Genomic DNA, 13179 nt, shown 5'->3' with positions numbered 1-13179 from the left:
TGCATGCCGGGTGGTGGCTGCGCCTTACCCGGCCTACGGGTTGGATGCGGTCTGCGTGCCGGGTAAGGCGTAGCCGCCCGGCATTTCCAGCCTAGCTGAAGACCACCTGCGCCCAGCGCGCCAGCCCGGCGGTGACAGAGCCAAAATCATCACCCCCGGCAATCGGGATGCCCGGCAACTGCTGCGCCAGGGCTTTTTTGATCAGCGGCGAACGGGCGCTGCCGCCGGTCAGGTAGATCACGTCCGGCTTCTCATTGCCGTTATCCAGCGCCAGCTGCACCTGCTCGAGGATGCGCTGTAACGGATGCGCCAGCGCCGCCTCCAGCCCCTGCTGGCTGATGGCCGTCGCCAGCTCATCGCTGATGAACGGCAGCGTTACGGCGTGTTCTGCGGCCTCGGAGAGGGCAATTTTGCTCTCTTCCGCGCTGCGTACCACCCGGTAGCTCAGACGTTGACGCCACACTTTATGCAACAGCGCCACTTTGTCGCCATCCTGAGCGTCGCGGATCAGATCGTTAAGAAAACGGCCATTGGCGACACTGTAGAATTCGCTTTGCGCCGGCACATCGTTTATCGCCACGGCGTTCCACCACGGCAGGATCGGAAGCGCGGTGCCTTTTTCTGTCTGCCCGCCCATGCCGAGCAGCGGCATCAGGCTCTTAAAGGCCAGGGCGATGTCCAGGTCATTACCGCCAATACGACAGCCGCTATGCCCCAGCAGGCTGTTCTCGCGATCCCGGCGCTGATGCCACTGCGGGCCCATCAGCAGCAGCGAGCAGTCGGTGGTTCCGCCGCCGATATCCACGACAAGTACCCGTTTTTCGCTCTCAAGCGTCGCCTCAAAATCGAGACCGGCAGCGACTGGCTCATACTGGAATACCACATCGCGGAAACCGGCGCGCTGCGCGGCGCGTTCCAGAATCCCCTGCGCCTGCTGATTGGCGTCATCGCCGCCCAGCCCCTGGAAGTTAATCGGCCGGCCAATCACCGCCTGGGTGATCGTATCCGTCAGCTGAGTCTGCGCCTGCTGGCGAATATGCAGCATCATGGCGCAGACCAGATCTTCAAACAGCGCCACCTGCTGCGGCTTCAGGCCGCTGGCGCCGAGGAAAGATTTTGGCGACTTCACAAAGTAGACCTCTTCCGGATCCTCAATGTAGTGACCCAGGGAAGAGAGGCCAAACTGTACGCTGGCCGGGGTGACGTCGATATCTTCTTCGCGGTTAAAGCTCACAGCCCGACGCAGCAGCGCCTGGGTTTCTGTGCCGGTAGCCGGCACCTGATGATGGCGGTACAGCCACTCGCTCACCGCCTCGCGGGTCGGCGCGCAGAGCATCGACGGCAACAGCGTGCTGTTATTTTCCATTTTCAGCAGCTGCGGCTGCCCGTTTTGCATCACCGCAACTGAACAGTTGGCGGTGCCATAGTCAAATCCGATAAACACTTCAGCGTCCCCATGCCATTGAGAAGGGGCGAGACTGTAGCGAAATGTCTGGCTGGCGACAACAGGAATATGAAAGCAAGGCGCAGGTGGCAATCTCCGTTTATGCTGTGACAGGACAAAATAAGGAGCGACGATGTTTACCCTCACCTGGCAGCCGCCCTATGACTGGCAATGGATGTTGAAATTTCTCGGCGATCGCGCGGTCGCCGGGATTGAAACCGTGACCCCCACCGACTACACCCGCAGCTTTGCCTGCCTGGGACACCGGGGGCTGATCCGCGTTACGCCACAGCCCGGGGGCACGCTGGAAGTAGGGCTCAGCGAGGGCCTGCTGCCCATCGCTGAACTGTGCCTGGCACGGCTTACCCGCCTGTTCGATTTGCACTGCGATCCGCAGCAGATCGCTCAGGCGCTGGGCTCGCTCGGCGCCGCGCGGCCTGGCCTGCGCCTGCCGGGCTCGATGGATACCTGGGAGCAGGGCGTGCGCGCCATCCTCGGGCAGCTGGTCAGCGTGGCCATGGCCGCGAAACTCACCGCGAAGCTGGTGGCGCTCTGTGGTGACCCCCTGCCGGAGGCGCCGGGCTATTGCTGTTTCCCGACGCCTGCCGCGGTAGCACAAACCGATCCGCTGGCACTGAAAGCGCTGGGCATGCCGCTGAAACGCGCAGAGTCGCTGATCCATCTGGCCCGGTCGGTCATGGCAGGGGATTTCCCGACAGAGGCCCCGGCCGATATTGAAAGCGCGATTAAAGGGTTGCAGACCCGGCCCGGAATTGGCCGCTGGACGGCAAACTACTTTGCCCTGCGCGGCTGGCAGGCAAAAGATGTCTTTCTGGCGGACGATTATCTGATTAAGCAGCGCTTTGCCGGCATGACGCCGGCGCAAATCCGCCGCTATGCTGAACGCTGGCAGCCGTGGCGCTCGTACGCCCTGCTGCATATCTGGTATACCGACGGCTGGTCGCCGTCAGTTGATGCCGAAATAGCTGGTATTCAGTAGCAGCTCCAGCGGCTGCGGCTCGCCAATGGTATTGCCGTAGATATAGTCGATGCCAATGCCGGAGAGGGTATCCATCATGATCGGTTGATTGCTCGGCCCGGCGATTGTTTTGATGCCCAGCCGCTGGGCGTGGCCCTGGATAATGGTCACCAGCATCTCATCCATCAGATTTCCATGAACGTTCGCCACCAGCTCGGGATCGAGGAGCAGATAATCGGCCATCTGCGCGCTCAGGTGGTTGAACACCTCCATATCGCGGCCCACATGGCTCAGGATGATACGGCATCCGGCTTCACGCAGCTTCTGCAGATTGTGGTGGGTATTGTCATCCTCCTGCGTCAGGACGCTGACGTTAACGATCAGATGCAGCAGTCGCGGCTGCAGCGGACAGGCGCGCAGCATCTCCAGCAGTTCATCCACCAGCGTGGCGCTGGCAAGACCGGCCATGGAGAGCGGCAGGGCGACCCCGGTGCCTTTGTTGGTCAATGGGGTGGCGAAGTTGCGGAAAAACTCCTGCAAAATACGTCTGTCCAGGGCGTGGATTAACTCCGGCTCCGCCAGCCCCGCCCGGAAAGCCTGCTCTTCGAGCATCTCGCCGTCGTTGGTCCACAGGCGCAGGGCAAGCATCCAGAAGGTGCTGCTTTCAGGGATACGCGGCGAGGCGACGCTGCGGGCAATCATCAGCAGATGATTGTCTTTGATCATGTGCCACTGCTCGTCCAGCGAGATGGTGCCCGGCGCGTTCAGCATTCGCTCCTGTTGCGGTTCATACACCGTCACCACGCCACGGCCACTGTTCTTCGACGAGTAGCAGGCGATATCGGCCTGGGACATCACCTCTGAGGCCTGGTTATTGCGCTCGTCGATCTGGGTGATCCCGGCGCTGGCCCCGATGCGGTGCAGGCGGCCCTCCCACATAAAGTGATACCCATTGATGGCGTCGATGATACGACCGGCAATATAGCGCGCGCTTTCGGTGTTGCAGTCCGGCAGCAGCAGGCCAAACTCATCCCCGCCCAGACGGGCCAGCATATCGGTAGAACGCAGCATGCTCAGCATCAGGGAGGAGAGCTCCCGCAGCAGCGCATCCCCCGCCGCGTGGCCTGCGGTGTCGTTGACGGCTTTAAAGCGGTCCAGATCGATAAACACCAGCGCGTGACGCTGGCGCGTCTCCTGCACGGTGTGCAACATCCGCTTAAGGGAAGCCTCAAAACTGACGCGGTTCGCCAGGTGGGTAAGGGCATCATGAGAGGCGTTATAGCTCAGCTCGCGCAGCATTTTACGCGATTCGGTAACGTCCTGAATAACCAGCACCGAGCCGATGTTCTGCCCGTCGAGGGTGCTTAGCGGGGTAATGCTGTAGTGAATATCGTAGCTGCCGCCGTTGCGGCTGTGCAGCACCACATCCTGTTCGATATCGCTACGGGACATATCTCCGCTGTGGATGTTCTCCATCAGCGGACCGTTATCGCCGAAGGTGATATGCAGGACCGAGAGGATCGGCTGCGACAGCGCCTCTTCCTGCAGCCAGCCGCTCATCTTCTCCGCCACCGGGTTCATAAAGGTGACGTTCATATTGATATCGGTACAGAGCACCGCTTCGCCGATGGAGTCGAGGGTAATATGCAGGCGCTCTTTTTCCTGGAACAGCGCCTCGTTCAGCTCTTTCACCTCGGTCATATCCATATTGATACCAAGCAGGCGTTCCACTTCACCCTGCTTATTCAGCACCCGGTTCGCCAGGGCGCGAATATGGCGGATACCGTCTTTCACCCGGATACGGAACTCCAGCTTGAACGGAACGCGGGCCGCCAGCGAATCCCGTACCACCTGTTCCGCCATGGCACGATCTTCCGGCAGCATGCACTCATGCCAGAGCTGCCAGGTGGGTTTAACATGGGCAGGCACTTCATACAGCTCGAACATGCGCTTATCCCAGCTGATAACGTTGGGTTTGACGTCCCACTCCCAGATACCAATTCCGCCAGCCTCGTTGGCAAGCGTAATACGTTCCATCAGTCGCTTGTTCACCCACTCGGTATGCTTGAGGTCGTTAATATCTTCAATCTGGGCAATAAAGTAGAGCGGGGTACCATCGACGTGACGTACCAGGGAGACCGCGAGCAGAGCCCAGACCACCTCGCCGCTACGGGTGTAGTAACGCTTTTCCAGCGAGTAACTGTTGATTTTGCCTTGCAGCAGTTGATCCAGTTGCTCCAGATCGCTCTCTAAATCTTCCGGCCAGGTAAGTTGCTGGAAGCTAAGGGAACGCAGCTCGGACTGGGAGTAGCCGAGGAACTGACACAGCGCTTTGTTCGCCTGCAGCCACTGCCCGTCGGTGCTGACCAGCGCCATACCGATAACGGAATACTCCATCGCATTGCGAAAACGCTCTTCGCTCTCGGTAATGTGCTTACGCTCGGCGCGAAATGCGTACATCACCATCGTCATTACGTTGGCGGGCAGCAGCATCATCAGAAAGGGCAACCATGGGGCGTTGGTCATCGCGCCAAAATTTTGCGTGGTCAGCGGAACCGGATTTTTGGCAATCATCAACGACACCATCATTACCGTCACCAGGAAGACCAGGAAGGCTTCAAGACGCGGCAGACGCACGGCGCTCCACATCAGCAGAACAATGATGGCCGTAAAGGGCCAGGGCAAAAAATGCAGAGCGATCCAGCTCAGAAGCAGCGTCACTGCCATGGTCAGCAGGGTTTCAAACAGCAGGCGCGGGTTGCGATGGCGCAGCAGATAGTGCGGCTTAAACAGCAGGCCTAATGGCACCAGCGCCAGCGAGCCGACAGATTCTGACAGCACCCAGACCATAAAGCTGCGCAGCGGCTCGTCGCTTGGGACCAGCAGCCAGACCAGTACGCCGCCCAGCAGGGGCGGGATAAGCGCGCTGCCGATCGCCAGACGGATCCAGTCTCCGAGATTCTGTAAGGGGTTGTAGGCGGGGAGCAGTTTGCGCAGCAGTAAAGCACCGGCAAAGGCCTCCACAACGTTGATGCCCGTGTACCACAGGTTGACGGTGTCCCAGGAGAAGATAAGCCAGGTGGCGAAGATATTCCCGACGCTACAGGCGAGGGCGATCCCGGGCCACATCTTTCCGGCGTGGCGGTAAAACGCCACCATCATAATTGAGGTCGGGAACCATAAAGGTGCTAAAAAAGTGCCTAAACGCGTTAATTCGAGCGAGAAAAGTGTGAATATAAAGGTAACCAGTCCAAGACTGACAAGCCGTAGTAAAGGATGTGGCGTAGTGACCAAAACGCGCTGGTATTTTTTATTCATTACCGCTCTATCCGAAGACACCATGCCGCCAGGAGTCTTCTCCAGACGAGTTCATTTTTTAATTTTGATCATGCTAGTACAAACAATTTACAATTTATATGGTATGCGCTCATAAATTGACATCACAGCATTATTAAATACTTATCCTGCAAAAAATTCATCTTTGGCGCTGGAAAAGTAGCCGAAAAAATTTGTATCAGGAGTAATCTGCACGGACTTTGAACGTGTCTCGCATAACATTTCTATTCGGCTGGTATCAGGCCGATGAAATCCCTATAATTGCCGCGTTTGACGCTCAGGCGTCGTCCTTCCTTACATCCAGGTTACTCAGGTCGCAAAATTTATGACTGATAAGTCTCATCAGTGCGTCATTATAGGCATCGCCGGCGCATCGGCTTCAGGTAAAAGTCTCATTGCCAGTACGCTTTACCGTGAATTACGTGAACAGGTCGGTGATGAGCACATCGGCGTTATTCCAGAAGACAGCTATTACAAAGATCAAAGCCATCTGTCGATGGAAGAGCGTGTCAAGACCAACTATGACCATCCCAGCGCGATGGACCACAGCTTGTTATTCCAGCATCTTCAGGCCCTGAAGAACGGCACTGCCATTGAGCTGCCCGTCTATAGCTATGTTGAACACACCCGTCTGCAGGAAACCGTGCGCATTGCGCCGAAAAAGGTCATTATCCTCGAAGGGATCCTGCTGCTCACCGACGCCCGTCTGCGCGAATCCATGAACTTCTCGATTTTTGTCGACACCCCGCTGGATATCTGCCTGATGCGCCGCATCAAACGCGACGTGAACGAACGCGGCCGCTCAATGGATTCGGTGATGGCGCAATACCAGAAAACGGTCCGCCCAATGTTCCTGCAGTTTATTGAACCGTCCAAACAGTACGCCGATATCATCGTGCCGCGCGGGGGTAAAAACCGCATCGCTATTGATATTCTGAAAGCGAAAATCAGCCAGTTTTTTGAATAACACGCGCGAATTGTGTACCGTTCAAAGATAACCGGGTTCGCCCTCCGGCTCTGGTGGCCTGAGGGCGCGCTGCACGAAAGGAGAAAGTGATGCGTCTTTGTGACCGAGATATTGAAGCCTGGCTGGACGAAGGACGTCTGAGCATTACCCCCCGCCCGCCGGTCGAGCGCATTAACGGCGTGACTGTCGATGTCCGTCTGGGGAATAAGTTTCGTACCTTTAGCGGCCATACCGCGCCCTTTATCGACCTCAGTGGGCCGAAAGATGAAGTCAGCGCCGCACTCGATCGGGTGATGAGCGACGAAATCGTGCTGGACGACGGCGAGGCGTTCTATTTACATCCGGGTGAACTGGCGCTGGCCGTCACCTTTGAATCCATCACCCTGCCTGCGGATCTGGTTGGCTGGCTCGACGGACGTTCGTCGCTGGCGCGTCTGGGGCTGATGGTACACGTGACTGCGCACCGTATCGATCCGGGCTGGTCAGGGCGTATCGTGCTGGAGTTCTTCAACGCCGGTAAACTGCCCCTGGCGCTGCGTCCGGGCATGATGATTGGCGCGTTGAGTTTCGAGCCGTTAACCGGCCCGGCGGCACGTCCGTACAACCGCCGCCAGGATGCTAAATATCGCGATCAGCAGGGTGCTGTCGCCAGTCGTATTGATAAAGATTGAGCTTAAATCCGGTCCATTGAGGAAGCCATGAGAAGAGTTCTGACAACGCTGATGATTTTGCTGGTGGTGCTGATTGCAGGCCTGTCAGCGTTGGTTCTGTTGGTCAATCCCAATGACTTTCGCACCTACATGGTGCGTCAGGTGGAGGCGCGCAGCGGCTATGTCCTGAAGCTGGATGGCCCGCTGCGCTGGCACGTCTGGCCGCAGCTTAGCATCCTTTCCGGACGCATGTCCCTCACCGCGCCGGGGGCGTCGGTGCCGATGGTGACTGCCGACAATATGCGCCTTGACGTGGCGTTAATGCCGCTGCTGTCGCATCAGTTGCAGGTCAATGAGGTGATGCTCAAAGGGGCGGTGATCCAGCTGACCCCGCAGTCTGAAGCGGTACGTAATGCCGATGCGCCGGTGGCCCCGCGTGAAAACACGCTGCCGGATAAAGCCGAGGATACCGGCTGGTCATTCGATATTGGCCGTCTGAAGGTGGCTGACAGCCTGCTGGTGTTCCAGCACGAGGGGGACGAGCAGGTCACGGTTCGCAATCTCAACCTGCAGATGGAACAGGATGAACACCACAAAGGCAAAATCGATTTTAGCGCCCGCGTGAACCGCAATCAGCGCGATCTGAACCTCGCATTTAGCGCTAACGTCAACGCCTCTGACTATCCGCATCTGCTGAGCGCCGACATTGAGCAGCTCACCTGGCAACTGACCGGCGTCGATCTGCCGGCGCAGGGCATCAGCGGGCAGGGCACCTTACAGGTTCAGTGGCGCGAGGAGCAGAAACAGCTCGCGCTCAATCAACTCAATTTGCAGGCTAATGACAGTGCCCTCACCGGACAGGCCAGCGTGATCCTGGGTACCGACCCGCAGTGGAACATGAATCTGCAGTTCGACAGGCTTAATCTGGAAAATCTGCTCCCGGCGCAGGCGACCGCAGCGGCAAACAATCAGGCGGTACAGCAGGGGCAAAATCAGGCCAGAGCCCAGCGCCCGGTTATCGCCTCCAGTCTGGACCAGCCTGATTACAACGGTCTGCGTGGCTTCAGTGCCGATATCCAGCTCAAAGCCAACAGCGTACGCTGGCGTGGGATGGACTTCACCCAGGTCAGCAGCCAGATGAGCAACGAGAACGGGCTTCTGACCATTGCGGAACTGAGCGGTAAATTGGGGGAAGGGCAGCTCTCCTTGCCCGGTACGCTCGACGTGCGTAAAGCCACCGCCCAGACCACCTTCCAGCCGCGTCTCGATAACATTGAGATCGGCACCATCCTGAAGGCCTTCAATTATCCGATTGCGCTGACCGGCAGCCTGAACCTGGCCGGGGACTTCTCCGGCAGCAAGATTGACGCGGAAGCCTTCCGCCACAACTGGCAGGGTAAGGCGCATCTGGAAATGCACAATACCCGCATGGAAGGGCTTAACTTCCAGCAGCTGGTGCAGCAGGCGGTGGAGCGCAGCAGTAACGTGAAGGTCAAAGACAACTTTGACAATGCGACCCGTCTGGACAGCTTTGTCACCGATCTGACCCTTAATAAGGGGCAGGTGACGCTGGAGGGGATGCAGGGCGAATCACCAATGTTGATGCTCGAAGGCAACGGCACGCTGGATCTGGTTAAGGAGACCGCCGACACCCGCTTCAAAGTTCGGGTGCTGGAGGGCTGGCTTGGCGAAGGTAAGCTGGTCGATTTCCTGAAAACGACGCCGATCCCGCTGAATGTCTACGGCAAATGGCAGGCGCTGAACTACGCCCTGCAGGTGGATCAGCTGCTGCGTAAGCATCTCCAGGATGAAGCGAAACGTCGTCTGAGCGACTGGGCGGAGAAGAATAAAGAGTCGAAGAACGGGAAAGATGTGAAGAAGTTGCTGGATAAGCTTCAGTAGCGCTATCTCCCCTCACCCGAGAGGGTGAGGGGAACCGCATCACACCTCGTAATCCACATCATCCTCCGTGATCAGCGGGATTAGTTGTACCTTCTGCACCCGGTGGTTCTCCACCTCCAGCGTTTTCAGCGCGTAATCGCCCACCTGCACCTCTTCCCCAGGCTGGGGGATTCGCTGCAGGTTCTCCATCAGCAGCCCGGCGATGGTGTGATATTCGCGCTTATCATCCAGCGGCAACGGCACATACTGCACCAGATCTTCCAGCGGCATATGGCCGTTCGCGGTCCAGCTTCCGTCGGCGTTCTTCTGGATATCATGCCGGGCGTCGATCTCTTCCACTTCGTTTGGCAGGTTACCCGCGATGGTCTCCATCACGTCGCTAAGGGTGACAATCCCCTCCACGGAACCAAACTCATCCACCACAAAAGCAAAGTGGGTGCGCGCGTTGCGGAACTGCTCCAGGGCCTGCAGCAGCGGCAGCACCTCCGGGAAGACCAGCGGCTGACGGATCAGCACCCGCAGGTTTAACGGCTCGCCGCGCAGTTGCTGATTGAGCAGATCAATCACATGAACCACCCCCAGCAGCTCCTCTTCCCGGTCGCTACCGGTGACCACAATGCGGGTGTGCTGGTTTTTATCCAGCAGCGCACGGATGGTCGCCTCCGGGGCATTGAGGTCGATATGCTCGATATCATGGCGCGAGGTCATGATGCTGCTGACGGAGCGCTGGTTCAGGTGGAGCACCCGCTCAATCATCCGCCGCTCCTGAGGAGCGAAGATCGGGCTGTTGTCATGGTCGGCCAGCAGGGAGGCGGACTGCGCATCCAGCTCGGCATCCTCCTTTTTACCGCTCAGCAGACGAATCACCGTCTCGGCGGTGCGCTGGCGCAGCGTCTGATTGGCGGAGAGAAAGCGACGGCGGTTGAAAATCGCCAGCTGGTTCAGCGCCTCGATTATCACCGAGAAGCCGATCGCGGCGTAGAGATACCCCTTCGGAATATGGAAACCAAAACCGTCCGCCACGAGACTAAAGCCAATCATCAGCAGGAAGCTCAGGCAGAGAATGACAATGGTCGGGTGGTCGTTAACGAAGCGCGTCAGCGCCTTGCTGGCCATCACCATCAGCGCAATGGCAATAATGACGGCGGCCATCATGACGGGCAGATGATCGACCATCCCCACGGCGGTGATGACTGAATCCAGCGAGAAGACGGCGTCCAGCACCACGATTTGCGCCACCACCGCCCAGAACTTCGCCCCACGGCGTTGGGTGGGGTTCTCGCTGTCCTTGCCTTCCAGCCTTTCGTTGAGTTCGACAGTGGCTTTGAAGATCAGGAAAAATCCCCCAAACAGCATGATCAGATCGCGGGCGCTGAAGCCAAAGCCGTGGACGGTAAACAGCGGGCGGGTGAGGGTCACCAGCCAGGAGATAGAGGCCAACAGCAGCAGGCGCATGACCATCGCCATTAACAGACCGGTGATGCGGGCGCGGTCGCGCTGAGCAGGGGGCAGTTTTTCGGCGAGAATGGCGATAAAGACCAGGTTATCGATACCGAGCACAAGTTCCAGCACCACCAGGGTGACCAGACCGGCCCATATTGATGGATCTGCTATCCATTCCATAGTGAGCGTAATACCTTTCGTTATATGACAATTGTCACATTTCGATCATGGATACTGCGCCAGAAAAATGCAATGCCGGCCTGGCATTTATCTGCATAGATTTTCCTTATCTGGCCGGTAATAAACCCTGCATTCTGTGCGTTAATATCGGAATAATTCCGAATCAATAAAAATAAGAAATATCGCAGGGTGAATGGTGTTATTTAATAATGTCAATATAAAGCTATTCCTAAAAACACGGAAATGCGACCGTTAATATTATTCTTAAAAGACACGCCTTCGTTGATGATTCCTTGCCTGCTTTTCAGATAGCTGCAACAATTCTTTCAGCATCAAATAGCGGTCGTTTTTGGTGCTATTTCTGTGTCGGTTTAATGACCTGAAAAATGTATATCGTGTTCGGATTAATCCTGCCCGTTATATATTCTCATTAAACCCTGTCAAAGAGGGTGCTTGCCCCTAACTAGCTGTTTAAACAGTAGATTGGTAACTGAAAGCCAAGGGCGGTAGCGTGCCTGAAAGCGTGTTAATCAGCCTCGATTATTCTGTCAATAGCCTGAGAGCGAATAAGCTTCTTTTAGGACTGATGCCAGTTATATTTCTCTTTTAATGACTGCATGCTAAAAGTAATACGCCTTCGCACTTATTTAAATGCACAGGATAATAACTCTGCCATAGTGATAAATAATCAATGATGAAATCCAAAATGAAATTGATGCCATTATTGGTCTCTGTGACCTTGATGAGTGGTTGTACGATCTTCCCCGGCAGCAATATCTCAACTTCCGGTAAGGATGTGATTAAACAGCAGGATGCTGATTTTGACATCAACCGCATGGTTAACGTTTATCCCATGACCCCGCAGCTGGTTGAACAATTACGCCCTCGCCCGATTGTCGCACGGCCGAATGTCGATCTCGACCAGGAGATCGCCAACTACCAGTACCGCGTCGGGCCCGGGGACGTGATTAACGTCACCGTCTGGGATCACCCGGAGCTGACCACCCCGGCGGGGCAGTATCGTAGCTCCAGCGATACCGGTAACTGGGTTCAGGCAGATGGCACCATGTTCTATCCCTATGTCGGCAAACTTCGCGTGGCGGGCAAAACGCTCGCACAGATCCGTAGTGATATTACCGGCCGTTTAGCGCAGTACATCGCTGACCCGCAGGTGGACGTTAATATCGCCGCATTCCGTTCGCAGAAAGTCTATGTCTCCGGCCAGGTGAATAAATCCGGCCAACAGCCGATCACCAACGTGCCGCTGACGGTGCTTGACGCCATCAACTCCGCGGGCGGGCTCACTGATGGCGCCGACTGGCGCAATGTGGTGCTGACCCATAAAGGCAAAGAGGAGCGTATCTCCCTGCAGGCGCTGATGCAGAACGGCGATCTGAGCCAGAACCGTCTGCTCTATCCGGGCGACATCCTGTTCGTGCCGCGCAATGACGACCTGAAAGTGTTCGTGATGGGTGAAGTGAAGAAACAGAGCACCCTCAAGATGGACCTGAGCGGTATGACCCTGACCGAAGCGCTGGGCAACGCGGAAGGGCTGGATATGAGCACCTCCGACGCCAGCGGTATCTTCGTGATCCGTCCGATTACAGGAAACAATGCGAAGGGCAAGATTGCCAACGTCTACCAGCTGGATATGTCTGATGCCACCTCACTGGTGATGGCGACCGGCTTCCGCCTCCAGCCGTATGACGTGGTCTATGTCACCACCGCGCCGATAACGCGCTGGAACCGTGTGATGAACCAGCTGATGCCGACCATCAACAATATCCATACCATGACCGACACGGTACATCAGTACCACAACTGGTGATAACGATGTTTAACAAAATTCTGGTGGTTTGTGTGGGGAATATCTGCCGTTCCCCTACCGCTGAGCGGCTACTTAAGCAGTACCAACCGCAGCTCACCGTGGCGTCAGCCGGGTTGGGTGCGCTGGTGGGCAAAGGGGCCGATGAGCGTGCAAGTCAGGTTGCGGCAGAGCATCAGCTTTCACTCGACGGGCATTGCGCCCGTCAGGTGACGGCCAGCCTGTGCCGGGACTACGACCTGATCCTCGCGATGGAGAAACGCCACATTCATGCCCTGTGCGATATCGCACCGGAGATGCGCGGCAAAGTGATGCTGTTTGGTCACTGGGACAACGAGCGTGAGATCCCCGACCCGTACCGCAAAAGCCATGAAGCGTTTGAGGCGGTTTACACCTTACTCGACCAGTCTGCCCGCCAGTGGGCAGAGGCACTGAACGTTCAGCAGGGATAAT

The 13179-nt window shown here is 57.0% G+C and carries 9 protein-coding genes; 6 read left to right on the top strand and 3 right to left on the bottom strand.

Annotated features, from left to right (window positions below; all coding sequences use genetic code 11):
* Positions 1–91: 91 nt before the first annotated feature.
* Positions 92–1444, bottom strand: a complete 1353-nt coding sequence (gene yegD / locus C2U54_RS19960; protein WP_103180233.1) for a molecular chaperone — start codon at positions 1442–1444, stop codon at positions 92–94.
* 133 nt (positions 1445–1577) lie between these two features.
* On the opposite strand from yegD, the gene alkA reads away from it, so the two are divergent.
* The gene (gene alkA, locus C2U54_RS19950) at positions 1578–2444 is read left to right on the top strand and encodes a DNA-3-methyladenine glycosylase 2 (protein ID WP_103180232.1); all 867 of its coding nucleotides are present in this window, start codon (positions 1578–1580) and stop codon (positions 2442–2444) included.
* Here the strand turns inward: alkA and C2U54_RS19945 are convergent.
* Complete coding sequence (locus C2U54_RS19945) at positions 2412–5741, bottom strand: diguanylate cyclase (RefSeq protein ID WP_103180231.1); 3330 nt, start codon at positions 5739–5741, stop codon at positions 2412–2414. The two genes, alkA and C2U54_RS19945, sit on opposite strands and share 33 nt — an antisense overlap.
* A 343-nt stretch (positions 5742–6084) precedes the next feature.
* Here C2U54_RS19945 and udk point away from each other — a divergent pair, with 343 nt between their 5' ends.
* From udk to asmA, 3 genes are all read left to right on the top strand, one after another.
* On the top strand, positions 6085–6726 hold the full coding sequence (gene udk, locus C2U54_RS19940; protein WP_032612454.1) for a uridine kinase: 642 nt from the start codon (positions 6085–6087) through the stop codon (positions 6724–6726).
* Between the two features lie 89 nt (positions 6727–6815).
* Entirely contained in the window at positions 6816–7397 is a 582-nt protein-coding gene (gene dcd, locus C2U54_RS19935; RefSeq protein WP_103180230.1) for a dCTP deaminase, read from the top strand.
* A 27-nt stretch (positions 7398–7424) separates the two neighbouring features.
* Complete coding sequence (asmA, locus tag C2U54_RS19930) at positions 7425–9278, top strand: outer membrane assembly protein AsmA (protein ID WP_103180229.1); 1854 nt, start codon at positions 7425–7427, stop codon at positions 9276–9278.
* Positions 9279–9317: 39 nt separating this feature from the next.
* Here asmA and C2U54_RS19925 read toward each other — a convergent pair whose 3' ends face one another.
* Entirely contained in the window at positions 9318–10901 is a 1584-nt protein-coding gene (locus C2U54_RS19925; RefSeq protein ID WP_103180228.1) for a TerC family protein, read from the bottom strand.
* Positions 10902–11592: 691 nt separating this feature from the next.
* On the opposite strand from C2U54_RS19925, the gene C2U54_RS19920 reads away from it, so the two are divergent.
* Positions 11593–12729 (top strand): polysaccharide export protein, encoded by a 1137-nt coding sequence (locus C2U54_RS19920; protein WP_103180227.1) that lies wholly within the window; start codon positions 11593–11595, stop codon positions 12727–12729.
* 5 nt (positions 12730–12734) lie between these two features.
* Positions 12735–13178, top strand: coding sequence for a low molecular weight protein-tyrosine-phosphatase Wzb (gene wzb / locus C2U54_RS19915; RefSeq protein ID WP_103180226.1), 444 nt, complete (start codon positions 12735–12737; stop codon positions 13176–13178).
* Position 13179 lies beyond the last annotated feature (1 nt).

Origin of the sequence: Leclercia sp. LSNIH1, from assembly GCF_002902985.1 — a bacterium.
Lineage (GTDB): Bacteria > Pseudomonadota > Gammaproteobacteria > Enterobacterales > Enterobacteriaceae > Enterobacter.
Note: the sequence above shows the minus strand (reverse complement) of the source record. Positions and strands in the feature narration are given on the sequence as shown.